The 22,671-nt window shown below is 72.4% G+C and carries 21 protein-coding genes and 2 pseudogenes; 19 read left to right on the top strand and 4 right to left on the bottom strand.

Going from position 1 to position 22,671, the window contains the following annotated elements; genetic code table 11:
• Positions 1-148 precede the first annotated feature (148 nt).
• A complete protein-coding gene (locus D9753_RS25645; RefSeq protein WP_121789132.1) occupies positions 149-1,795 on the top strand; it encodes an FAD-dependent oxidoreductase in 1,647 nt (548 codons plus the stop codon).
• Between the two features lie 214 nt (positions 1,796-2,009).
• On the opposite strand, the gene D9753_RS25640 is transcribed toward D9753_RS25645, so the two are convergent.
• Entirely contained in the window at positions 2,010-2,477 is a 468-nt protein-coding gene (locus D9753_RS25640) for an RDD family protein (RefSeq protein ID WP_121789131.1), read from the bottom strand.
• A gap of 211 nt (positions 2,478-2,688) precedes the next feature.
• Between D9753_RS25640 and glnA the strand changes: the two genes are divergently transcribed.
• The gene (glnA, locus tag D9753_RS25635; protein ID WP_121789130.1) at positions 2,689-4,098 is read left to right on the top strand and encodes a type I glutamate--ammonia ligase; all 1,410 of its coding nucleotides are present in this window, start codon (positions 2,689-2,691) and stop codon (positions 4,096-4,098) included.
• 119 nt (positions 4,099-4,217) lie between these two features.
• Here the strand turns inward: glnA and D9753_RS25630 are convergent, their stop codons facing one another.
• Positions 4,218-5,075, bottom strand: coding sequence for a hypothetical protein (locus D9753_RS25630; protein ID WP_240468287.1), 858 nt, complete (start codon positions 5,073-5,075; stop codon positions 4,218-4,220).
• Positions 5,076-5,361: 286 nt separating this feature from the next.
• Between D9753_RS25630 and D9753_RS25625 the strand changes: the two genes are divergently transcribed.
• From D9753_RS25625 to D9753_RS25600, 6 genes and pseudogenes are all read left to right on the top strand, one after another.
• The gene (locus D9753_RS25625; RefSeq protein WP_121789129.1) at positions 5,362-6,777 is read left to right on the top strand and encodes a hypothetical protein; all 1,416 of its coding nucleotides are present in this window, start codon (positions 5,362-5,364) and stop codon (positions 6,775-6,777) included.
• 327 nt (positions 6,778-7,104) lie between these two features.
• Positions 7,105-7,368, top strand: a complete 264-nt coding sequence (locus D9753_RS25620; protein WP_121789128.1) for a hypothetical protein — start codon at positions 7,105-7,107, stop codon at positions 7,366-7,368.
• Between the two features lie 876 nt (positions 7,369-8,244).
• On the top strand, positions 8,245-8,499 hold the full coding sequence (locus D9753_RS25615) for an SCO2583/SCO2584 N-terminal domain-containing protein (protein WP_121789127.1): 255 nt from the start codon (positions 8,245-8,247) through the stop codon (positions 8,497-8,499).
• Between the two features lie 119 nt (positions 8,500-8,618).
• Positions 8,619-9,540: pseudogene (htpX, locus tag D9753_RS25610) on the top strand (zinc metalloprotease HtpX).
• Positions 9,541-9,543: 3 nt separating this feature from the next.
• On the top strand, positions 9,544-10,128 hold the full coding sequence (pspAB, locus tag D9753_RS25605) for a PspA-associated protein PspAB (RefSeq protein ID WP_121789126.1): 585 nt from the start codon (positions 9,544-9,546) through the stop codon (positions 10,126-10,128).
• Between the two features lie 147 nt (positions 10,129-10,275).
• Complete coding sequence (locus tag D9753_RS25600; protein ID WP_240468286.1) at positions 10,276-11,010, top strand: alpha/beta hydrolase; 735 nt, start codon at positions 10,276-10,278, stop codon at positions 11,008-11,010.
• A 48-nt stretch (positions 11,011-11,058) separates the two neighbouring features.
• Here the strand turns inward: D9753_RS25600 and D9753_RS25595 are convergent, their stop codons facing one another.
• On the bottom strand, positions 11,059-11,373 hold the full coding sequence (locus D9753_RS25595; RefSeq protein ID WP_121789124.1) for a hypothetical protein: 315 nt from the start codon (positions 11,371-11,373) through the stop codon (positions 11,059-11,061).
• Positions 11,374-11,593: 220 nt separating this feature from the next.
• Between D9753_RS25595 and D9753_RS25590 the strand changes: the two genes are divergently transcribed.
• The 8 genes from D9753_RS25590 (at position 11,594) to D9753_RS25555 (ending at position 18,855) form a co-directional block, all read left to right on the top strand.
• Positions 11,594-11,965, top strand: coding sequence for an ArsC/Spx/MgsR family protein (locus D9753_RS25590; protein WP_121789123.1), 372 nt, complete (start codon positions 11,594-11,596; stop codon positions 11,963-11,965).
• Between the two features lie 119 nt (positions 11,966-12,084).
• The gene (locus D9753_RS25585; protein ID WP_121789122.1) at positions 12,085-12,798 is read left to right on the top strand and encodes an RlpA-like double-psi beta-barrel domain-containing protein; all 714 of its coding nucleotides are present in this window, start codon (positions 12,085-12,087) and stop codon (positions 12,796-12,798) included.
• A complete protein-coding gene (locus D9753_RS37155; RefSeq protein WP_205614457.1) occupies positions 12,795-12,977 on the top strand; it encodes a hypothetical protein in 183 nt (60 codons plus the stop codon). Before D9753_RS25585 ends, D9753_RS37155 begins: the two co-directional genes overlap by 4 nt.
• A 494-nt stretch (positions 12,978-13,471) precedes the next feature.
• Positions 13,472-14,050, top strand: a complete 579-nt coding sequence (locus D9753_RS25575) for a winged helix-turn-helix domain-containing protein (protein ID WP_121789121.1) — start codon at positions 13,472-13,474, stop codon at positions 14,048-14,050.
• A gap of 69 nt (positions 14,051-14,119) precedes the next feature.
• A complete protein-coding gene (locus D9753_RS25570) occupies positions 14,120-15,145 on the top strand; it encodes an NAD-dependent epimerase/dehydratase family protein (RefSeq protein WP_205614262.1) in 1,026 nt (341 codons plus the stop codon).
• A gap of 51 nt (positions 15,146-15,196) precedes the next feature.
• On the top strand, positions 15,197-16,474 hold the full coding sequence (locus tag D9753_RS25565) for a sensor histidine kinase (protein ID WP_121789119.1): 1,278 nt from the start codon (positions 15,197-15,199) through the stop codon (positions 16,472-16,474).
• Entirely contained in the window at positions 16,459-17,112 is a 654-nt protein-coding gene (locus tag D9753_RS25560; RefSeq protein ID WP_121789118.1) for a LuxR C-terminal-related transcriptional regulator, read from the top strand. Before D9753_RS25565 ends, D9753_RS25560 begins: the two co-directional genes overlap by 16 nt.
• Positions 17,113-17,286: 174 nt before the next feature.
• Positions 17,287-18,855: a DUF1996 domain-containing protein gene (locus tag D9753_RS25555; RefSeq protein ID WP_121789117.1), complete on the top strand. Its 1,569-nt coding sequence runs from the start codon at positions 17,287-17,289 to the stop codon at positions 18,853-18,855.
• Positions 18,856-18,940: 85 nt separating this feature from the next.
• Here D9753_RS25555 and D9753_RS25550 read toward each other — a convergent pair whose 3' ends face one another.
• Entirely contained in the window at positions 18,941-19,333 is a 393-nt protein-coding gene (locus D9753_RS25550; protein ID WP_205614261.1) for a hypothetical protein, read from the bottom strand.
• Positions 19,334-19,430: 97 nt separating this feature from the next.
• Here D9753_RS25550 and D9753_RS25545 point away from each other — a divergent pair, with 97 nt between their 5' ends.
• From D9753_RS25545 to D9753_RS25535, 3 genes and pseudogenes are all read left to right on the top strand, one after another.
• Complete coding sequence (locus D9753_RS25545; protein WP_121789116.1) at positions 19,431-19,949, top strand: tetratricopeptide repeat protein; 519 nt, start codon at positions 19,431-19,433, stop codon at positions 19,947-19,949.
• A gap of 49 nt (positions 19,950-19,998) precedes the next feature.
• On the top strand, positions 19,999-21,894 hold the full coding sequence (locus tag D9753_RS25540) for a hypothetical protein (protein WP_121789115.1): 1,896 nt from the start codon (positions 19,999-20,001) through the stop codon (positions 21,892-21,894).
• Positions 21,895-22,017: 123 nt separating this feature from the next.
• A pseudogene (locus D9753_RS25535) lies at positions 22,018-22,645 on the top strand (flavin reductase family protein); the annotation flags it as partial.
• Positions 22,646-22,671: the final 26 nt, after the last annotated feature.

The following is a 22,671-nucleotide window of genomic DNA, read 5'->3' as shown; positions in this document are numbered from 1 at the left end:
CAGCGCTTTCTGATCCTGTGCCGGTCCCCCGGTGCGCGCGACTCGCGTGAACCACGCGGGTGATTGCGCACGCGGAACCCCTCCCACCGGGCATGGACACTCCGACACGCCTCACACCCCACACCCCACCTCTGCCTCAGGAGCCTCGATGCAGCACAAAGCCGATCACCAGGTTCCCGTCCTCGTCGTGGGCGGCTCTCTGGTGGGCCTGTCCATGTCCCTGTTCCTGGGCCGTCTCGGCGTACGGCACATGCTCGTCGAGCGGCACTCCGGGACCTCGGTCCACCCGCGCGGACGCGGCAACAACGTGCGGACGATGGAGCTGTTCCGGGGGGCCGGCGTCGAGCCCGGCATCCAGGAGGCGGCCGCGCTCCTCGCGGGCAACCACGGCATCCTCCAGACCCCGTCCCTGGTCGGTGACGCCGGGGAATGGCTGTTCAAGGAGATCGACCCGGGCGGCGGGCTCGCGAGACTCAGCCCCACGGGGTGGTGCCTGTGCAGCCAGAACGACCTGGAGCCGGTCCTCGTGAAGGGGGCCCGCGCGCTCGGCGGCGACCTGCGGTACTTCCACGAGCTGGAGTCGTTCGCGCAGGACCCCGAAGGAGTGACGGCGTACATCCGGAACCGCGACAGCGACCGGATGTACACCGTCCGCGCGGACTACCTGGTCGCGGCCGACGGCCCGCGCAGCCCCGTCCGGGGCCGGCTCGGCATCGGGCAGGACGGCCCCGGCGACCTCTTCGCCAACGTGAGCGTCACCTTCCGGTCCAAGCTGCTCGCCGACGTCGTCGGCGACCGGCGTTTCATCTGCTGCTACCTCACCGACCCGGGGGGTGACGGGGCGCTGCTGCCGGTCGACAACAAGGAGAACTGGGTCTTCCACGCCCCCTGGCACCCGGAGCACGGCGAGACCCTGGAGGAGTTCACCGAGGAGCGGCTCCAGCGGCACATCCGCCACGCGGTCGGCGCCCCGGACCTGGATGTCGAGATCACCGGAAAGGCGTCCTGGCGGGCCGCCGAACGGGTGGCCGAACGGTACGCGGCCGACCGGGTGTTCCTCGCGGGCGACTCCGCCCACGAGATGTCGCCCACCGGCGCGTTCGGCTCCAACACCGGCATCCAGGACGCCCACAACCTGGCCTGGAAGCTGGCCGCCGTACTCGGTGGCTGGGCCGGGCCCGGCCTGCTGGGGACGTACGACACCGAGCGCCGGCCGGTGGCCCTGGCGACCAGCGCCCGGGCCTCGGCCCGCTCGGTGGAGCACAGCCACCCCGGTTTCGCGCCCGCGCCCGGCATCGGTGGCGGCAAGCGCGGCGGCATCCTCAACGTGGTCCTCGGCTACCGCTACCCCGAGGGCGCCGTCGTGGGCGCCGACCCGGACCAGCCGGTCGTCCCCGACGGGCTGCGGCTGACCGGGGAGCCGGGCAGCCGGGCCCCGCACCTGTGGCTGCGCCGCGCGGGCGAACGGATCTCCACCCTCGACCTGTACGAGCGGTTCCCGGTGCTGCTCTGCGACGCCGGGTCTGCGGCCGGCGCCGGCTGGCACGCCGCCGCGGGCCGTGTCGCCGGCACGGACGGCGTGCCCCTGGAGGCGTACCGGATCGGTGCGGGCGCGGACGCCGGGCTGACGTACGACACGGAGGGCGAAGACTGGGCGGCGGCCCACGGCGTCACGGCCGACGGGGCGGTGCTGGTGCGGCCGGACGGATTCGTGGCCTGGCGTGCCTCCGGCACCGTCCGGGACCCGGAGGCCGGGCTGCGGGAGGTGCTGGCGGACATCCTGCGCCGCGGCTGAGACGGCCGCGCACACGCCGGACGCCGCCCGCACCTGGGGACACGGGCGGCGTCGGACGCCGTGCGTCGGATACCGTCCGGGGGTGCGGATGGCGGCCGGCACGTGGGGCATCCGCTGTGCGGGTTTCCTCCGGCACGCGGGCGGTGCCCGGCGTCCAGGCCGCCTCCGGCATGCGGGTGCCGTCCGGGACGTCGGTGCCCGTCCGGCACGTGTGTCAGCTGCGGACTTCGACCGTCCTGGCGAGCCGGTCGTGCAGGCCGCGGCCGTCCCGGTCCCAGACCAGGGCGGGGATCGCGAGGCACAGCAGGACCGTGCGCAGCAGCGAGCGCCCAGGGCTGACAGTGCCGGTCTCCAGGGCCACGACCCGGATGCCGAACAGGCGCTTGCCCGGGGTGAAGCCGACCGTGCCGACGGTCAGGGCGCTCAGGACGAAGAAGACGCCGAGTGCCCAGTTGCTGGTGGCGGGGCCGTAGCCGTGGGTGATCAGGCCGTATGCGATCAGCACGCACAGCGCCCAGTCCACGACGAGGGCGCCGAGCCGCCGTCCGGGCCGTGCGATCGAGTTCGGCCCGTCCTCCGGCAGACCTAGCTGCTCGCCCCGGTATCCGAAGTCGGCGCCCGCGTCCTCCATGGCCGCGCGGGGGCCGGAGAGCCACGATCCGAGTGCCTGCCTGTTGTCCACCCGTCCACGGTACTGTGCCCGGTTCCGGGCACTACGCCCAGGGGTGTACCCGGAGCTACGGCGGACAGGTGACTGGTTAACTTCTGCGAAACAATCGGGTCACGCCCGAGAAATCACCCGTCCCTAGGGTCGGGACCAGCGTGTGCCACCGCACTGGCCGCACGAACGACATACCACCCCGGCGTCGACGGTCGGGAGTAGGAGGAGCTGGATGTTCCAGAACGCCGACGAGGCCAAGAAGTACATCGCGGACGAGGACGTCAAGTTCGTCGACGTCCGGTTCTGCGACCTGCCGGGCGTCATGCAGCACTTCACGTTGCCCGCCGAGGCGTTCGACCCCGACGCCGAGCAGGCGTTCGACGGGTCCTCGATCCGCGGTTTCCAGGCCATCCACGAGTCGGACATGGCCCTGCGGCCCGACCTGTCCACCGCGCGGGTCGACCCGTTCCGCCGGGACAAGACCCTCAACATCAACTTCTTCATCCACGACCCGATCACGGGCGAGCAGTACTCCCGTGACCCCCGCAACGTGGCGAAGAAGGCGGAGGCCTACCTCGCCTCGACCGGTATCGCGGACACCGCGTACTTCGGTCCCGAGGCCGAGTTCTACGTCTTCGACTCCGTGCGCTTCCGGACCGCCGAGAACGAGTCCTTCTACCACATCGACTCCGAGGCGGGCGCCTGGAACACCGGTGCGCTGGAGGACAACCGCGGGTACAAGGTCCGCTACAAGGGCGGTTACTTCCCGGTCCCGCCGGTCGACCACTTCGCCGACCTGCGCGCCGAGATCTCCCTGGAGCTGGAGAAGTCCGGCCTGAAGGTCGAGCGCCAGCACCACGAGGTGGGCACCGCCGGCCAGGCGGAGATCAACTACAAGTTCAACACGCTGCTGGCCGCCGCGGACGACCTCCAGCTCTTCAAGTACATCGTGAAGAACATCGCCTGGCGCAACGGCAAGACCGCGACCTTCATGCCGAAGCCGATCTTCGGTGACAACGGCTCGGGCATGCACGTGCACCAGTCGCTGTGGAGCAACGGCGACCCGCTGTTCTACGACGAGGCCGGTTACGCGGGCCTGTCGGACACCGCCCGCTACTACATCGGCGGCATCCTCAAGCACGCGCCGTCGCTGCTGGCCTTCACCAACCCGACGGTGAACTCCTACCACCGCCTGGTGCCGGGCTTCGAGGCCCCGGTGAACCTGGTGTACTCGCAGCGCAACCGCTCGGCCGCGATGCGTATCCCGATCACCGGCTCCAACCCGAAGGCCAAGCGCGTCGAGTTCCGCGCCCCCGACGCCTCCGGCAACCCGTACCTGGCCTTCTCCGCGCTGCTGCTGGCCGGTCTGGACGGCATCAAGAACAAGATCGAGCCGGCCGAGCCGATCGACAAGGACCTCTACGAGCTGGCTCCCGAGGAGCACGCGAACGTGGCCCAGGTCCCGACCTCCCTCGGCGCGGTCCTGGACCGCCTGGAGGCCGACCACGAGTTCCTCCTCCAGGGCGACGTCTTCACGCCCGACCTGATCGAGACGTGGATCGACTTCAAGCGCACCAACGAGATCGCGCCGCTCCAGTTGCGCCCGCACCCGCACGAGTTCGAGCTGTACTTCGACGTCTAGGAAGCACGGTCGGGTGACCTGAACGGAGCCCTGCGCGAAGCTGTGACCTGCGAGGGTCGCTGCCCCACGGTCGGGGGTGGCGACCCTCGCCGGCGTATCCGGGCCCGAATGCGGGGGCGTCACGCCGCGGGCGGCTCGGGAATGCGCCAGGTGATGCGGAAGCGCTCGGTGTCGGGAAGCCCGAGCGGGCCCACGGGGCTGATCTGCTTGATCAGATAGCCGAAGACCATGTGATGCGCTTCCTCCGACACCTCGTGCCAGGTGTCCGGAGTCACGATCATCACCTCGCGCATCAGGCTCAGGTCCGACTCGTTCTCCAGCATCTCCGCCCGGTCGTCCCGGTCCATCGTCTCGTCGGCGCGCATGGCGAGGATCGACGCCGCGAGGAGATTCGGCTCGCCGCCCAGCCGCCGGAGGATCTCCCGGCAGCCGTACCGGAAGGCCGCGTACGCCTCCATCGCCTCCCGGTCGGGGTTGCGGTATCCGTACGGCGCGCCCTCCGCCGCCCCCACGTAATCGCCCTTCAGCATGTGCAGTAGGACACGCAGTGCGTGTTCGGCGCCCTGCTCCTCCATGTGCTTCAGCATGAGCCGGACCCAGTCGTCCTCCGACACCAGCGGCTCGTGCGGGACGGCGAGCGACGGGTGGATCTCGATGGCGTTGAAGGGGTTGAGCAGGGCGCCCATGACCAGCTCCGGCGTCCACTTGCCGTCCTCACCTCCCCAGCCGCCGTTGACGAGTTCCTGGAACGACTTCAGCGCGCCCGACTCCCCTTCACGGATCGCGCGCCACAGCGGCAGGAACCTGGCCGTCTCGGACTCCTCGTCCCGGGGCGGGCTGCACAGGCCGGCGAGCACCATGACGATGTCGTGGACGGTCTCCCATCGCGGCACCCGTATCCCGTTGACGGCGGACCGCACGCTCTCATGACTGGCTTCCGACAACCGGTCGTCACGGCCGCGGATGAGCGTGCTCACTTTCCGGAAGCTCAACCGGCCGGCTGCCCGGTGCAGCTCCCGCAGGGCTTCGGCCAACTCCGAGTGTGCCTTCAGCGGTTGGGATGAGGCGTTGGAAGCGGCCACGCGGGTTCCTCCCTGCTCGGGGTGTCAAGTTCCGCCAACACCGTAGAAGCCACTGGCCAGAGCCGAGTCAGCTTTCGTCAAGTTCGCCGTCCCGCCCGCCAAACCGTGACTCGCGGCCGAACGTCGAGGTGAGCATGGGAAGGGCGCCGATGGAGCGCCGCCAGCCGAGGAGTCGCCACCCATGCACATCCCCTCCTACGCCCATGGCACGATCCGCGCCGCCATGCCCAGCATGCCCACGTCACGTCAGGTGGGCGGCCTTGACTGCTGTCTGTGCGACGAGCCGTTCAGCGACGACCTCGCGGCCATACCGCTCGGGCCGACACCGACGTCCGGGCTGTTCGGATGCCGTCCGTGTCTGACCCGGTTGGTCACCCGGGCGCGGCGGACCCGCGACGCCGCTCTGCCCCAGGACGCCAGGCGGGCCCGAGAGGAGTCCGCGGCCTGGCTGCCGGCGCGTGAGCGGCATCTCACCCGGCTCGACCGTGTGAGGCAGGCCGCGGAGGCCGTGGCCCGGCTGGCCCGGGACGGTGGTACCGAGGCGCTGCCGGTCGCCTGGCTACTGGTCTCACTGGAATCGGCGTACACCTGGGTCCCGGAGGCACCCGAGCCGCCTGCTTCTGTGGATCGCGAGGACTCGCAGCTCAGGGACGAGGCTTTCCGGCTCGACCTGGCCATGATCACGGCGCGGGAGGCGGTGGCGCAGCGGCTCGCCTATCACCTGATCAACGAGGCGCAGCCCGAAGAGCCTGACATGTGCGAGGAGTTCGAGTGTCCGGAGGGTTGCTCGGGACGCCACGACTCCTCACACATCGACTGCGGGCCGGACGCCGTCTTCGAGGATCTGTTGGAGCACGGAATCACCGTGGAGAAGCCGCAACCGGAACCCCTGTCACCTCGGCTTGCGTCGCTCCTGAAGGAGACCGAGGCCGAGGAGAAGCGTCCGCCGCTTCCGGCCGTCGAGGAACAGGCCCCCGCTGTTCTGGCGCGCTACGGCATCGACACGGACGACACCGATGTTCTGGTGAGCGCGGCGGCGGCCGGTCTGGTCGCCGACGCCTGGTGCGAGGGGCCGCTGGATGTGATCCGCGCCGACGGCGGGCCGAGCGAGGGGGAAATCTTCGCGCAAAGCGTCGATCTGTACCGCAGGGCCCGCGCGGCGCTGGTGGCCGCGCGGCATGACGGGCCCGAAGCGCTGCTCGCGTTCTTGGCCGTCGCCTCGGACGTGGACCTCCCGTGGGCCGGCGGCTCGCGCTTCGCGCTGCGGACGGCGTCCGGATCCGCGGTGGCGGAGTTCGTCCGGCACGTGGACGACGAGGTCCGGTTCACCGCGGAGGTGATGCGTGAACAGGGCTGGCGCGCAGGGCTGCTGCACAGAGCCGCTTCGGCCGCGTCCAAGGCTCCCACCGGCTTCGGTATGCCAGGCTGGCCCGGCGCTGTCGCCTCGGCGATGGACCGTCTCGCCGTGCTGGACCGTTCGGGCGCGCCCGAGGCGCTGGCCGGCCTCTCGGCCGTGGAGGCCGCCTTGCTCGAAGCACCCGACCGGCTAGGGGCAGACACACTCGACTGGATCTCCCGCCAGGCCCTGCTCGGCTGACGCGCCACCCCGGCTCGCGGCGAGTCGGTGGGCGGCGCGCCACGGGCCCCGGCACCCGTGGTAGCCGCACATGGGCGTGGATCATCCAACTCCGCCACGCGGACATCAGTGGTTCACCAGGTATGTCACCCTAAGTGCCGGCCCGGGTGGCGCGAGGTAACGAATGCACAGAAGCACGGGCACCACCTTGGCTCGCACGCGTATCCGAATCCTCTGGCGACCGCAACGCGCCCGTCTCGGCGACCACACCGGCGTCGGACTCGGTCACGCGGCGCCGTGGCTGTCCGCGCGGCGCGAACCGGCCCGGCAGAACAGGGGGGCCGCGCTGTGAAGTGGGACGACGTCAGCCTGGTGATCCTTGCCGCGTTCGGGTGCGTCACGCTACTGCTGACGCAGATCAGCGAGGTTCTGTCGAGGCTGCCACAGATCATCCGCGCGTGGCGGCAGGTACGGCAGGAACTGAGCGGTGGTACCGGGTCCGGCGGCCTGGACCACTCGACGAGCGCCACCAGCCCCGGCACGCTCGCGGCCGACCTCAGCAGCAGGGAAGGCCATGCATCCGGAGAGCCGGAAGCGGAGCGGGACGACTGATCCGGACCGATCATCCGCCTTGTACGCGCGGCCCCCTGTTTGCGGCAGACTCGGGGAAGGCCGTCAGGCGGCCGATCCCGGTCCTGCACCGCCCCGTTGCAGGGTCGTTCGTGGATGAAGGAGCCATGGCCCCATCTGTCCACCGATGACACGCCGGGTGTGCAGGTCACGGTGTCGTCGGTCTGCGCGTGGCAGACATCGAACGGTGGCACCGCTGGACGGAGGCTGGGTACCCGCCGCTGTGGCGAAGCCCTTCGCTGACCGATCACGAAGAGGCCGATATACGCGGCTACCCGGAGACGTGGAAGGACGAGCGCGACCTCGACTGGATCGGGTCCGCGCTGCTGCGCTGCTTCCGGCGAGCAGCCCCGGCCTGCGGGCCGTCACCATGCGTCACAGTGTGGCCCGGCGGCCGGAATGGGGGAGTCGCTGATGGCCTGGGACGGCATCCTCCCTCTTCATCCTCGCATTCTTCGGCGCGGTTTCACTCCTGCTGGCGCAGGTCAGCGACGTGCTGGCGAGACTGCCGCAGATCATCAGCGCCTGGCGCCGGGTACGGCAGGAGTGGAACGGTGCGGTCGGGTCCGGGGGGCGTAGCCGGTCGGCAGGTGCCGACTCCCCCGGCACCCATGTGGCCGGCTCGAACGGCGGAACCCCTCGGCGTGCGCCACTGGGAGCACACGTCAGTGAGGACAGCGACGGTGCGAGCGCCCCGTGAGCGTCCTCGGTGCCTCGCGCCCACCGCCTGCCGGGACTGTCTTCGTCAGCCCGGCTGGCCGGTCCGCTCCCCCGTGCAACCTTGCGCGCTTCCCGGACTTCCTATTGTCGGGGGATCGTCCCTCCGGGCTCTGCCGGACGAGAGAGGTGGCACGGGGAATGCCGGAACAGGAAGAGTGGGAGCGCGAGTTCGATCACAGGTGGGCGAACTCGGCCGAGCACAAGGAGCCCTCCGCGCGGGCCCGGATGCTCGCCGCCCGCTGGAAGGAGAACCCGCCGGACCCGGCGCCCTTCCGCGCCGACCCCGGTCCGGTGCCGCGCCGCTCGTCGTGGGTGTCGACGGCCGTGGTGCTCGGCTGCGTGGCCGTGGTGATCGTGCTGCTGGGCTACGCGCAGATGCGTTCCTCCTACTGACGCGCGCCGGCGCGGCCGTGGCCTCTTTGCCGCCCCTGGGCGCGTTCCCGACCGCTTCATGGGGAGCGGCGGGTGCACACTGGATGCGGGACGAGTGCCTGAGTGCGGGGTGATGCAGCATGCAGAGCCGATTCCGGAGCGACCGGCGCCTGACCGTGCGCATGGGTCTGACGCTGTTCATGCTCGGGCTGCTGTACGTCGGGTTCGTCGCCGCGCTGATCGTGCTGCTGCGGTCCTGGGTGCTGGTGGCCGTCCTGGTCGGGGCGATGTTCGTGGCGCAGTTCTGGTTCTCCGACCGGATCGCCATGTTCGCGATGCGCGGGCGGGTCGTCGAGCGCGAGGAGTATCCGGAGCTGCACGCGGTGGTGGACCGGCTGTGTGCGATGGCCGACCTGTCCAAGCCGGCGGTCGCCGTGTCCCCGATGGACATGCCGAACGCGTTCGCGACCGGGCGCAGCCCCGAGCACGCCGTCGTCTGCGTGACCACCGGGCTGCTGCGCCGGCTGGATCCCGGGGAGCTGGAGGGCGTGCTGGCGCACGAGCTGTCGCACGTGCGGCACAAGGACGTCGCCGTGATCACGATCGCGTCGTTCCTCGGGGTGCTCGCCGGTCTGGTCGTGCGGTTCGCCCTCTACTCGCAGATCCTGGGCGGGGGGCCGCCGGGACCAGAACACGGCCGCCGTGCTCGCCGCCGTACTGGGTGTCTCCCTGGCCGTGTACGCGATCAGCTTCCTGCTGATCCGAGCGCTGTCCCGGTACCGGGAGCTGGCGGCCGACCGTGCGGCGGCCCTCCTCACCGGGCGGCCTTCGGCGCTGGCGTCGGCGCTGACCAAGGTCTCCGGGGAGATCGCCCGGATCCCGGCCGAGGACCTGCGCACGGTCCAGGCGTTCAACGCCTTCTACTTCACCCCGGCGACCGGCGGGAAGGCCGGTCTGGAGCGGTTCTTCTCCACCCACCCGGCCCTGGAGCAGCGGCTGGAGCAGCTCGGCCGGATCTCCGCGGAGCTGGGCGAGGCCGCCCGTCCGGGCAGGGCGGGCTGAGCGGTGGGCCTGCTGGACATCCTGCTGGGCCGTACGAGACCGGTCGCGCCGGATCTCGACCGGCTGTTCGCGCTGCCCTCCGCCGCCGTGACCCTCCAGGCGGCGGCCGGTTTCACGGCGACCGGCGACGGTGCGGTGTGTTTCGCCACCGTGGAGGGGGCGGCCTTCGAGCAGACCCACCGTGAGGTGCGGGCGCTGCTGGACGCGGACAGCGACCGCACCGGCCCGCCGGTGGAGCTGCGCCGGGACGGCTACGGCTACTCCTGGCTGGTGTCCCGCCGCTCCCCCGACCGGCTGCCGCAGCTCGTCGGTGACCTGCACGCGGTGAACACGTCCCTGGAGGCCAACGGCTTCGGTCCGCAGCTACTCTGCTCCCTGGCCGGCTTCAGGGATGACACCGGCCGGAAGCTGGCGCTCGTCTACCTGTACAAGCGCGGCACGTACTACCCGTTCGGTCCACTGCCCGGTGGCGCCGGGCGGCGGGACAGCGCGCTGGAGCTGCAGGTGCGGGCGGTGCTCGGGGACGACCTGCGGATCGAGCCGGACCTGGGCCGCTGGTTCCCGGTCTGGGGCGCCCCGGGCCTGTGACGTCCGGCGCCGCCCGGAGTGGGTGCCGCGTCCGGGGAGACCGGGCGGAGGGGCCGTCGCGCCTCCGTTCCGCCCGGCGCGGGGAGAGCGTCACCGCGGGTGCGTCCGGTTCTCCGGCCGCGGGGCCGGCGTGAGTGAATGACCCGCATGGACGAACTCACCGGTTTCAGCTACGCGTACGACGGCGAACGGCTCAGCGGGGTGAGCGCCGGTCCGGCCGGCCGGGCCACGGCGATCCTGCTGCACGGCGCCGGCAACGGCAGCAAGGAACGGCTGTCGCCGCTGCTCGCCGACTTCGCCGGCCACGGCTGCCGTGCCCTGGCGTTCGACTTCTCCGGACACGGCGACAGCACGGGCGCGCTCGCCGAGCTGAGCCTGCGCCGGCGCCACGAGCAGGCGGTGGCGGTGCTCGACGCGCACGCCCCGGCGGACGATCCGCTGATCCTGGTCGGCTTCAGCATGAGCGGCCAGACGGTCGCGGATCTGATGCGGCACTACGGACGCCGGGTCGCCGCCGTCGGCCTGTGCGCGCCCGCCGTCTACTCCCCCGAGGCCTGGGAGGTGCCGTTCGGCGACGGTGACAGCCGCTTCTCGGAGATCATCCGCACTCCCGATAGCTGGCGGACCTCCCCCGCCCTGGAGGCCTTCTCGTCCTACGAGGGCCGGGCGGTCCTGGTGGTCCCGGGCACCGACACGGTCATCCCGGCGGTGGTGACCCGAGCCGTGCAGGAAGCGCTGTCGGCCCGCGCGCGGTTCTCGCGCCTGGAGCTAACGGACGCCGACCACTGGCTGGGGCTGTGGCTGCGCGACCACGCGGAGGACCGGAGGGCACTGGTGGCGGCGCTGGTGGAGGCCGTGTCGGAGCGGGAGCCGACGGCGTGACGGTGCCGGGTGCCCCGCACCGGCGGGGCACCCGGCGGCACGGCCGGTTCAGCGGGAGTAACGCATCAGCGCCCGCACCATGTGGCACGTCGTGTCGGACGGCGGACGCATCCCGATCCGCTCCGCAGTGCCGCGGATGGTCTCGTCGCGGGCCTCGCCCGGGAGGTGGACCCCGGAGTCGAGCAGGGCTATGGCGAGGCGCATGGCCTTCAGGCGCCGGTTGTGCGCGACGTACCACTCGCGTGGCCGTCCGGCCGGCAGGGGGCGCTTCGCCACGGGCTCGTAGGGCGAGTCGAACAGCACGGATCGCTGGGCGGTGGACTGGGTCGGCAACGGCTTCGGCTTCAGGGCGGCAGCGGGCACGGGCATCCTCCTGTCGCGGTCAGGGCAGCCGCCGGCGGTCCGGCGCCTGCCCTCGAACACTGCCTCCAGTCTACTGCCGGGCACTGACAACCGGGGGCGTGCCGGAGTCAGTAAAGCGCCAGGTGAGGCGGGAAATTGGCGCCCCGTCACGGCAGATGACGGTGGGGCTGCCGAGGTGTCGGGAATTCGAACAGGGGTGGGGCCGGGTACCGTGTGCCGCATGGAAATCTGGATCAACCCGGCCTGCTCCAAGTGCCGTAGCGCCCTCAGCCTGCTGGACGCCGAGAAGGCCGACTACACCGTCCGCCGCTATCTGGAGGACGTGCCGGGCGAGGACGAGATCAGGGCCGTTCTGGAGCGGCTGGGCCTGGAGCCGTGGGACATCACCCGCACCCAGGAGGCGGTCGCCCAGGAGCTGGGGATCGGGGACTGGGCCCGGGACGAGGCGTCGCGGGGGCGGTGGATCACGGCCCTCGCCGAGCACCCCCGGCTGATCCAGCGGCCCATCATCACCGCCGACGACGGTACGGCCCTGGTCGCGCGGACCGAGGAGGCGGTGCGGGAGGGCGTGTCCCGTGGCAGAGAAAACTGAGCGCTTCTCAACTCGCCTGTGACTCACGTTACTTGAGACAGTGCCGGGACCGTTGAGTCACTTCGTTCGGTATCTCGTACATAGCGGCGTACGCTCCCCTAGCTCTTCAGGAGGCGCGCATGTCGCGCAAGCGAAGTCTCGGTACGAAGAAGAAGATCGCGCTGCTCGTCAGCGCCGCGGCGGTGGCGGGCGGTGGGGCCTTCGCGCTGGCCGGCACGTCCGGCGCCGCACAGCCACAGCAGGCGAAGACCCTGTCCACCGGTGATTCGACGGTCTGCCAGGGGCTCGCCACCGCCCTCGGCAACAACCAGAAGTTCATCGACGGCCAGAAGGCGAAGCCGGACGCGCAGTCGGCGGCCCGGATCGCCAACCGGCAGGCGGTGATCGACCAGATCAAGGTCCAGCAGAAGGCGTCCGGTTGCACCGTTGGGGAGTCGGCTCAGGACTCCCAGGCGGCGCAGAACGGCGGCGCCCAGCAGGGCTCGGGCCAGCAGGCGGGCGGCGCTCAACAGGGCAATGGCCAGCAGGCGGGCGGCGCCCAGCAGGGCAACGGCCAGCAGGCGGGGGGCGCCCAGCAGGCCTCCGGTCAGCAGGTGTGCAAGGGCTCCACCGTGACGCTCTCCGGTGAGGGCGGCGCCCCGGCCGCCTCCAGCGGCCAGTTCCCGGCGGGGACGACGCTCAAGGTCACCAACCTGGACAACAACAAGTCCACCACGGTGAAGGTGACGTCCGTCTCCGGAAGCTGCGTCCTGCTGAACAACGCCGCGTTCGAGCAGGTCCGCGAGCCCGGCAAGTTCCTCATCCGGCGGGCGGTGATCGAGAAGGTGGGGTGAGGCCCGGACCCGGGAACCGGTCCGGTGATGACGCGGGTGTCCCGCTGTCCACGGCCACGGAGAGCGGGACACCGGCCCTCGAGGACCGCCGCCCGAACGCCAACGTCGACCCGTACGCGGTGACCCGCCTGTCGGTGGACACCTGCTGCGCCGCGCCGGAGAGGGCCGGTCAGGTCTGATCCGCCGGACCGCATCCGAGGGGCGCCCGCCGTCATGGCGGGCGCCCCTCGCGCATGCCGCCGCCTCGCGGCCGCGACGGTGCCGTCCGAGGAGTGAGACGGGATTCCGGACACGCCGACCGGCCCCCAGGCCCCTGACCAGGCCTTCGGGCCGGTCCCGCGGTCGCACGCAATGTCAATTTCATGCCAAGGAAGCGTCCAAGCAGTGAGAGGAGACTCCTGCCGGGCGTGCGCCTCTGCTTCAATGGGCCCATGGCCGGCTTCCAGATGATCACCGCGACGGGTCGTCACGACCTCCAGCCGTTCTGGCCTTCCCGTCAGCACCACGACTTCGACCGTGTGTGTTGCCGCGCGACGAACGCGCGGGCCCTCTAAAGCCGTACACCCCCGGCCTTCGGCCAGCGCGAAACGACGTACGTCCCCGGCGTGCCCGACCACGAATCGTGGCCGCCGTCCTGCCCGACGAACCTCTCGCGCGAAAGAGCTGACCTCTCATGGCGACCACCCGTTCCCTCTCCACCGCCGCCGTCAACTCCCCTGCCCAGAACGGCTCCCGGCACCGGCTGCGCGCCGTCGACCGGGACGAGGTGGTGGACGTCGCGGACTTCCTGCCGCCCGGCGCCACCTGGCTGCCCGCGCCGCAGCACACCCTGCCCACCCTGCCCGGCCAGCCGCCGATGGTCGGCTACCTGGTGCTGGTCCCGGCCGACCAGCGGCCCCCGTTCCTGCCGGTCGCGGTCCCGGACCAGCCGGAGGCCGAGCAGGACGCCGGCGACGCCGAGCCGCTGGTGCGGATCGACCCCGTGCAGCGCACCGCCAGCGTGGACGGCCGTGAACTCGACCTGACCTACCTGGAGTACGAGCTGCTCGCGCACCTGGTGGCGCACCCGCACCGGGTGCACACCCGCGACCAGCTCGTCACCACGGTCTGGGGGTACGGCCACGTCGGTGACGGCCGCACCGTCGACGTCCACATCGCCCGGCTGCGCCGCAAGCTGGGCGCCCAGCACCGCCAGACCATCCAGACGGTGCGGCGCGTCGGCTACAAGTACACCCCGCCGGCGGGCCGCTGACCCTCCTGGCGGCTCTGCCCTCGGCAGAGTCCGGTTCCGGTCCGCCCCCGGACGGGGCACCATCCCGGCATGAGACTTCTGGTGCTGGGCGGTACGGAGTTCGTGGGGCGGGCCGTCGTGGAGGCCGCGCTCGGACGCGGCTGGGAGGTGACCGTCCTCAACCGGGGGCGGCACCCGGCCCCGCCGGGCGTGCGGGCGTTGACCGGTGACCGTACCGCCGCCGACGGCCTCGCCGCGCTCGCGGCGGACGGCGGCGGCTGGGACGCCGTGGTCGACACCTGGCCGGGCGCGCCGCGTGCCGTGGACGCGGCGGCCCGGCTGCTGCGCGGCCGGGCCGGGCGGTACGTGTACGTCTCCAGCCGGTCGGTGTACGCCTGGCCCCGGCCCCGCGGCGGCACGGAGGACGCCCCGCTGGTCGAGGGTGCCGCCGCCGACGCTGAGGCGACGGACTACGCCCGGGACAAGCGGGGCGGCGAGCTGGCCGCCGTCGGGGCCTTCGGCACCGCCGGTTCCCTCCTGGTCCGGGCCGGGCTGATCCTCGGCCCGTACGAGAACATCGGCCGGCTGCCCTGGTGGCTGACCCGCGTGGCCCGCGGCGGCCCCGTCCTCGCTCCCGGTCCGCGTGGGCTGCCGATCCAGTACGTCGACGCGCGCGACCTCGCCGACTGGCTGCTGGGCGGTGTGGAGCGGGAGTTGAGCGGGCCGTACAACCTGGCGAGCCCCCTCGGCCACACCACGACGGACGAGCTGCTCCAGGCCTGTCTGCGTGTCACCGGCGCGGACGCGGAGCTGCGCTGGACCGACCCGGACGTGATCCTCGGCGCCGGGATCGAGCCGTGGACGGAGCTGCCGGTGTGGGTGCCGCCGGACAGCGAGCTGCACGTCGCGGTGTACGGCGCCGACGTGTCGCGGGCGCTGGCGACGGGCCTGGTGTGCCGGCCGGCCGCCGAGACCGTCGCGGACACCTGGCGGTGGCTGACGGAGACCGGGGGCACGGCGCCGCTGCGGCCGGACCGGCCCCCCACGGGCCTGGACCCGCGGGTGGAGGCGAGGCTGCTGGCCGGCGCCGGGGGTGTACCTGGCACCACCCCCTGACGTGGGGCTGCGCCCAGTGACCGGGCGGGCCGGGCCGGACAGACTGGCCCCATGGACACGGACACGTACGAGGACGACTTCCGCAGCCGCGCCCGGGAGGCGGTGCTGGCCGCGGTACGGGGGCTCGTCCTCGCCCTGGTGATGCTGCCGGTGACGCTGCTGTGCCTCACCCTGACCCTCGTCTCGCTGGAACTCCTCCCGGTGGGACTCGGGTTCCTGCTGACCCCCTGGATCCTCGGCGGGCTGAGGGACTACGCGAACACCCGGCGCCGGCTGGCCGAGGAGTGGTGCGGGGTGCGGATCCCGGTGGCGTACCGGCCCGTCCCGCAGGGCGCCGGCCCCTGGACGCGCACCCTCACCATGCTCCGCGACCCACAGACCTGGCGGGACGTGCGCTGGCTGCTGGTCGACATGACGGCGGGCTTCGTCACCGCGCTGCTCCCGGCCCTGGTGCTGTTCTTCCCGTTTCAGGGGCTGCTGCTGCCGGCCGGGCTGTGGCGCGCGTACGTGTCCGGTCCGGCCGACACCTATTGGTACGCCTTCGTGCCGGTCACCGGCCAGGCCACCGCCTTCCTCGCCGCCGCGCTCGCCGCCGCGGTGCTGGTGTTCGCCCACCGCTTCGCCCCGCGGCTGCTCACCGCGCACTTCCGGCTCACCCGGGCCGTTCTCGGCGGGGAACAGGGCGAACTCGTGGAGCGGGTACGGGTGCTGACCGAGACCCGGCAGGACGCGGTGGACACCTCGGCCGCCGAGCTGCGCCGCATCGAGCGGGACCTGCACGACGGCGCCCAGGCCCGGCTGGTCGCGATGGGCATGGACCTGGGCACCATCGAGATGCTGGTCGAACGGGACGCGGCGCAGGCGAAGAGGCTGCTCGCCCAGGCCCGGCGGAACTCCGCGGAGGCCCTGGAGGAACTGCGCGACCTGGTGCGCGGCATCCATCCGCCGGTCCTCGCCGAACGCGGACTCGGTGACGCCGTACGGGCGTTGGCGCTGCGGCTGCCGCCGGTGACGGAGGTGTCCGTGGAGCTGGCGGGCCGGGTGGAGGCGCCGGTCGAGTCGGCCGCCTACTTCGCGGTCAGCGAGGTGCTCACCAACGCGGTCAAGCACTCCGGGGCCGACCGGATCTGGATCGACGTGCACCACGACGACGGCCGGCTGCGGATCACGGTCACGGACAACGGACGGGGCGGCGCGGCCGTCGGGCCCGGCTCGGGGCTCGCCGGGATCGAGCGGCGGCTCGGTACATTCGACGGAGTCCTGGCCGTCAGCAGCCCCGCCGGCGGTCCCACCATGGTGACCGTGGAGATCCCGTGCGTGTTGTCCTAGCCGAAGACCTGTTCCTGTTGCGCGACGGACTGGTGCGGATGCTGGAGGCCTACGGCTTCGAGATCGCCGCCGCCGTCGGGACCGGTCCCGAACTCGCCCGCGCGCTGGCCGGGTCGGGGCCGGACGTGGCGGTGGTCGATGTGCGCCTGCCGCCGACGCACACCGACGAGGGTCTCCAGTGCGCGCTCGCGGCCCGGCGCGAGCGGCCCGGGCTGCCTGTGCTGGTGCTCTCCCAGCACGTCGAGCAGTTGTACGCGCGCGAGCTGCTCGCCGACGGCGACGGCGGCATCGGCTATCTGCTGAAGGACCGGGTGTTCGACACGGACCAGTTCGTGGACGCGGTACGACGGGTGGCGGCGGGCGGTACGGCGATGGACCCGCAGGTGATCCAGCAGCTCCTGGCACGGCGGTCGGCCGGCGACCGGGCGCTGGGCCGCCTCACCCCGCGCGAGCGGGAGGTGCTGGAGCTGATGGCGCAGGGCCGGTCCAACGCGGGTATCGCGGCACAGTTGGGGGTGACGGAACGGGCCATTGCCAAACACACCTCCAACATCTTCGGCAAACTGGGCCTGGAGGTGTCGGACGATGACAACCGACGCGTTCTGGCCGTGCTCGCCCACCTGGACCGCGACCGCTGATTTCCCGCGAACATCCGCTGTTCAGGCGGTTGTTGGTGCGGAAGTGGCGTGGTGGCCCCGGGACTGATTCGCGGGACGGTTGAACACCTGCGCGACGGCGTGCGTATGGAAGGGCGCCGCTTCACTCCTGTCGGGCGCCTCGATGCTGCCCCGCAAGGAAGTCAGAGGAGTTCCATGGGACGCAACACACGCAAACGCCGCACGCCGCTGGCCACCAAGGCCATAGCCGCATCGGCGGCCCTAGCGCTCGGCGGGGGCGGGCTGATCTGGGCGAATTTCTACGCCTCGGCGCACGAGCCGGACCACCAGACGTGGGGAGGCAACCAGACCAAGGCCTCGACGGCGCAGGTCGCGACCATCTCCTGCCCGGACGTCGGCCAGAAGCTGACGAACGTGCCGAACGCGGCCCGGCAGGGCGTGGCGACGGAGGTGGCCAACCTCGACAAGCAGATCACCGAGGCCTACACCCGGCTCGCCGCCACCCGCAACGCGCAGACGCGGGACGCGAGCTTCGTGCAGAACGCGATCGTCGGCCCCCTCAAGGAGAAGCGGGCGGCGACGATCGACCGGATCCGGATCGACATCCAGCGGGTCGGCGGTTCCTTCGACGACGCGCTCCGGCAGCTCGCCGCCTGTACGACGCAGGCCGCCAACCAGACCAACGCCGGCGGTCAGCAGCAGAACGGCGGCCAGCAGAACAACACGGGCGGTCAGCAGCAGAACAACACCGGTGGCCAGCAGCAGAACGGCGGACAGCAGCAGGGCCAGAACGGGCAGCAGCAGGGCAACAACGGTCAGCAGGGCAATGTCGGCGGGCAGGCCGGCAACGGCCCGGCGGCGGCCGACTTCGTCGACATCACCAAGGTGGCGCCGAACGTCCAGGGCAAGCCGCGCAGGAGCGGGAACGCCTCGACCGGCACGTTCACCACGCGCTGCGGTGTGAACGCCAACAAGAACTTCAACACCGACAACGTGATCGTGGCGCCCGGCGTGACCAACGGCGCGCACCACCTGCACGACTACGTCGGCAACCAGAAGATCAACGCGTTCGCCAGCAACAACACGTTCCTCCAGGGCGGCACTAGCTGCCAGAACACCAGCGACCTGTCGTCGTACTACTGGCCGGTCGTGCGCGTCCAGGACGGTACGCAGGACTTCGACCAGAACAAGGACGGCGGTGGCAAGGAAGGCAACGTCGGCAAGATCCTGACCCCGGCCCAGGCCCAGATCAAGTACGTGGGCAGCCCGGCGAGCAAGGTGGTCGCGATGCCGCAGTTCCTGCGCATCATCACCGGTGACGCCAAGACCACCACCAACGGTCTGGCGAACGCCAACGCCCACTGGAGCTGCACCGGCTTCGAGGGCAAGGTCCAGTTGACGCAGCAGTACCCGATCTGCCCGCAGGGCAGCAAGGTGGTGCGGAGTTTCGCCTTCCAGAGCTGCTGGGACGGGCAGAACGCCGACAGCGCCAACCACCGCACGCACGTCGCCTTCGCCGACCCGGCGAGCGGTGTCTGCCCGAACGGCTTCAAGGCCATCCCGCAGCTCACGATGCGCCTGGTGTACAACATCACCCCGCCGACCGTGCAGAACGGCCAGGTGAAGAACGCCTACGCGGTGGACGGCTTCCCGGAGCAGCTACACAAGGCGGCCACGGACCACGACGACTTCATCAGCATCACGAAGAACGGACTGGCCAACAAGATCGCCAACTGCCTGAACCGGGGCCAGAACTGCGCCTGATCCCCGCGAGGGACACATGACAGAAGGCCGGTGACGAGTCCCCCTCCCGTCGCCGGCCTTCGTCGTGCCCCGTGGCACGGCCGGGTCAGCCGCTGTGCGCGTGATGGTCGGTGCCGGCCTCCAGATCGCCGCCGAGCGTGCCGCGCAGCGCCTTGACCACCCCGTCGTCGCCGACGGCCACCCACTTGCGGCCGACCAGGTAGTGGCCGCCGTAGTCCTTCGCCTCGTTGATCCACTCGCGCTGGCCCCGGTCGGTGGCGAAGGTGGCGAGGACGAACCTGCCGTCGCCGTTGCGGCAGATGGCCTGGCGGATCTCGTCGGCGTCGGTCTGCATGTCCGGCTTGCAGCGCACCTCGGCGGCCAGGCGTTCCAGGCTGCCGGTCGCGGTGGGCGGCACCGCCTCGGTGCGGCCGCCCGGGGCGCAGCCCGCCAGCGCCGTCACGGCCGCGGCGCCGAGCAGCAGCCTTGTCAACCTCATCTGTTCCTCCGGTCCTGGTGGGCCGAGCATGCCCCGGCGTCCACGGATACGGATGCCGCGAGCGGTCCGCTCAAATTCCTCGCCGGGGTGCGCGCCCGTGTGCCAGGGTGACCCGGTGAACCAGGACTGGGAAGACCGCGTGGCCGCCGCCTGGGCGTCCTTCGACGAGTATCCGCAGGAGCGGGCGGACGAGTTCCGCGCGGTGATCGAGGGCCTCGTCGCCGAGCTGCCGGCCGGCAGTCCGCTGGGTCCCTTCGAGTCGGCGTGCGCCTGGGACTCGACCGGCCACTCGGACCGGGCGGTGCCGCTGTACCGGCTGGCGCTCGCCCGCGGGCTGACGGGGTACAAGGGCCGCCGCGCCCGGATCCAGTTGTCGAGTTCGCTGCGCAACATCGGACAGGCGGCGAAGGGCGTCCGGCTCCTCACTCCCGAACTGGACGCGTCCTCGGACGAGTTGGACGACGCCGTCCGCGCCACCCTCGCCCTGTGCCTGTCCTCCCTCGGCCGTGACCGCGAGGGGCTGGCCCTCGTGCTCGGGGCCCTGGCCCCGCATCTGCCGCGCTACCAGCGGTCGATGGCGGCCTACGCGCGCGCCCTCACCGGACCGGAGGCGTGAAACGCTGGTCCGGCGGTGACCAACCCACCGCCCGCTCGTTCTTCCGGACGTGCAGTCACAGGAAGTAGCCCAGCGTCACGCACCCGCCTCCGCCGGTCACGTCGGCGTCGAGCAGGCCGAGGCCGCGCTCGTCGAGCACTACCCCCGGCTGGTCCGGCTCGCCTACCTCGTGCTGCCGCCGGGCCCCGGCCGCAGTCGCCGCGTGCTGACCGCACACGCCCTCGCCCAGCGCGCCCTGCCCCGCGGGCGCAAGCGGCCGGCCGTGATCCCGGCCCGAGTGCCGGGCCGGGAGGGCGACCCGGGGTACGCCTATCTGCGCGGGCGGGTCCTGCGGGCGGCCCTCGAGGCGGCCCGCCCGCGCACGGGCCTGCCCCGGCTGACGCTGCCCCTGGTGTGGGGCCTGCGGCTGTCCCCGGGCTCGGGCGGCGCGGACGCACTCGCGCTGGACCAGCGGCTGGCCACCCTGTCCGCCCCGGCCCGCGCCGCCTACGTGCTGCGCGGCCTGGAGAAGCTGTCCGACCGGGACGTCCGCGAGATCCTCCAGGACGCCGGCGTGGACGACCCGGATGGCGCGCTGGCCTCGGCGAACAGCGTGCCCACGCACCCGGCCCTGCTCGCCTCCCCCGAGTTCGACCCGTGCGCGCTCCAGGCCCGCCCCACCGACCTGAGGCGCCGCCACCAGCACGCCAGGGGCGCGCTCGCCGCCGCCGCGGCGCTCGCGGTGTGCGGCGTACTGGTGGCCGTGCCGGGCGGCGGCTGGGGCCCGGACGGCGCCGCCGCGCCCGTCTACGCCGAGAACCCGGCCGCCGAGGCCGCCCTGGACCCCGGCAGGCTCACCCGGGTCTCCCCCACCGCCTGGCACACCTCGGCCCGCACCGACTTCTCGGTGTGGCCCGCGCGCGGTCCCCTCACCGGGGACCGCGCCCTGCTGCGCCGGGCCCTCGCGGTATGGGCCCGTCCCGGGGGGACGGTCCGCGTCTCGGCGCCCCCGGGCACCGCGACCGGCGGCCCGGCCGGCCCGCCCCGACTGCTGTACGCGGGCGAGGTGGACAACGCCCGAGTGGTGCTCCTGTACGACGGGCTGCGCATCGCCCGGTACGCCGAGCCGAGGGACGGCACCCAGGGCGCGGCCCTCGACTTCGCCCGGGTCGACGGCGCGACGCGTGCCGGGTCGAGCGCGCTGGTACTGAGCCGCGCCGACGGCAACGTCCGCTATCTCACCGCTCCGTGGGTGCGCGGGGCGGCCCGGCGTGACCTGACGAAGCCGGACACGGCCGCGGTGCCGCTGACCGTGACCGACGGGGTGACCGCGCCGGTGGCCGGCCCGGCCCCGCGGTCAGGTTCCTGCACCTCGTGGACCGTGCTCCAGTTGACCGGCCCGTCCGGCACCCAGGTGGCCAGCGACCTCGGCGAACTGGTCCCGGCCCGTCTCACGGCCGGCCGCCCCGGCTCGCCCCGGGAGGTGACCGGTGGCGAACGGCTGCGCACGTGGGCGCCGTTCGCCTGCTCGCTGGCGGCCGAGCGGTCGGCGGGCATCCGGAGCGTCAACGCCTGGGCCTACGCCGAGCAGCCGCTGCCCGACGGCAGCGGGGCCGGTTCGTGGGTGTGCACACGGGCCGAGACCTGGCGCGGTGACGGCACGGCCGCGCTGGCCCAGTTCCGTACGCCGGGCGGGGCGACCGGGGCGGTCGTCGCCAAGGGCACGGACGTACCGGCCTGCGGGCCGCGGGATCCCCATGTGCTGGCCGGAGTGCTGTGGAAGTCGGCGGGCGGGCGCTGGTATCTGCTGGCCGCGGGCAGCTCGGGGACGTCGTCGGTCTCGGCGACGGGCGGGGTCACCGCGTCGGCGCGGGGCCCGCTGCTGGCCGTCAGGGCGACGCAGGGCGTCCGGGCCGACCTGGCCGGCACGCTGGCGGACGGCCGGCGGATCACCGGGCTGCGCTAGCCGGGCCCTGGCTGACAGCGGCGTCAACAAGGTGTAACGCGGGGGTTCTCACATGCCGTACCCGCCAGTGCATTGACGCCATGTCTCATAAGCGGGCCCGGCCGGTGGAGTCCGAGCGGGTCGCCCTCAAAGCAGGCGGAGTCGTACGTCTTCGTCGCCGGCGGTATCGGCATCACCCCGATCCTGCCTATGCTGCGGGCCCTGCCGGAGGGCGCCGAGCGACGGCTGCTGTACGCGGACGCGGGCGTCGATGCCGTACCTGGACCGGCTGCGCGGGCTCGCCGGGACGGGGCCGGCGGGGGGAGGCTGACGGTCGTCGCCGAGGACGGGCGGCCGGACCTGGACGCGCTGTTCGCGGACGTGACCGAGGGAACGGCGGTGTACTGCTGCGGCCCGGAGGGTCCGACGGCGGCGGTACGGGATCGGCTGCCCGCCGGGGTGACCCTGCACGCGGAGCGGTTCGCGCCCGGTGCCGGGGGCGGCGGCGACGCGGAGTTCCAGCTCGAACTGCGCCGCAGCGGGCGGACCCTGACGGTGCCGGCCGGTTCCACGGTGCTGGCCGCCGTGCGGCGCGCGCTGCCGGACACCGCCCTACTCGTGCGAGCAGGGGTTCTGCGGGACCTGCCGACAGCGGGTGCTGGAGGGCGAGGTCGATCACCGCGACGAGCTGCTGACGGCCGCGGAGCGGGCCGACTCCCTGCTGATCTGCGTCTCACGGGCCCGGAGCGACCGCCTGGTGCTCGACAGGTGAACACCGGCGGCCGAATCTGATCGGTA

Source organism: Streptomyces dangxiongensis (genome assembly GCF_003675325.1).
Taxonomy (GTDB): Bacteria; Actinomycetota; Actinomycetes; order Streptomycetales; family Streptomycetaceae; genus Streptomyces; species Streptomyces dangxiongensis.
Note: the sequence above shows the minus strand (reverse complement) of the source record. Positions and strands in the feature narration are given on the sequence as shown.

Excerpts from the sequence above, each read along its gene's own strand:
- D9753_RS25615 (WP_121789127.1), top strand. The coding sequence starts at position 8,245 with ATGCCGGAACAGGAAGAGTGGGAGCGCGAGTTCGATCACAGGTGGGCG.
- D9753_RS25645 (WP_121789132.1), top strand. The coding sequence starts at position 149 with ATGCAGCACAAAGCCGATCACCAGGTTCCCGTCCTCGTCGTGGGCGGC.
- D9753_RS25590 (WP_121789123.1), top strand. The coding sequence starts at position 11,594 with ATGGAAATCTGGATCAACCCGGCCTGCTCCAAGTGCCGTAGCGCCCTC.
- D9753_RS25575 (WP_121789121.1), top strand. The coding sequence starts at position 13,472 with ATGGCGACCACCCGTTCCCTCTCCACCGCCGCCGTCAACTCCCCTGCC.
- D9753_RS25585 (WP_121789122.1), top strand. The coding sequence starts at position 12,085 with ATGTCGCGCAAGCGAAGTCTCGGTACGAAGAAGAAGATCGCGCTGCTC.
- D9753_RS25625 (WP_121789129.1), top strand. The coding sequence starts at position 5,362 with ATGCACATCCCCTCCTACGCCCATGGCACGATCCGCGCCGCCATGCCC.
- glnA (WP_121789130.1), top strand. The coding sequence starts at position 2,689 with ATGTTCCAGAACGCCGACGAGGCCAAGAAGTACATCGCGGACGAGGAC.
- D9753_RS25600 (WP_240468286.1), top strand. The coding sequence starts at position 10,276 with ATGGACGAACTCACCGGTTTCAGCTACGCGTACGACGGCGAACGGCTC.
- D9753_RS25555 (WP_121789117.1), top strand. The coding sequence starts at position 17,287 with ATGGGACGCAACACACGCAAACGCCGCACGCCGCTGGCCACCAAGGCC.
- D9753_RS25550 (WP_205614261.1), bottom strand. The coding sequence starts at position 19,333 with ATGAGGTTGACAAGGCTGCTGCTCGGCGCCGCGGCCGTGACGGCGCTG.
- D9753_RS25570 (WP_205614262.1), top strand. The coding sequence starts at position 14,120 with ATGAGACTTCTGGTGCTGGGCGGTACGGAGTTCGTGGGGCGGGCCGTC.
- D9753_RS25565 (WP_121789119.1), top strand. The coding sequence starts at position 15,197 with ATGGACACGGACACGTACGAGGACGACTTCCGCAGCCGCGCCCGGGAG.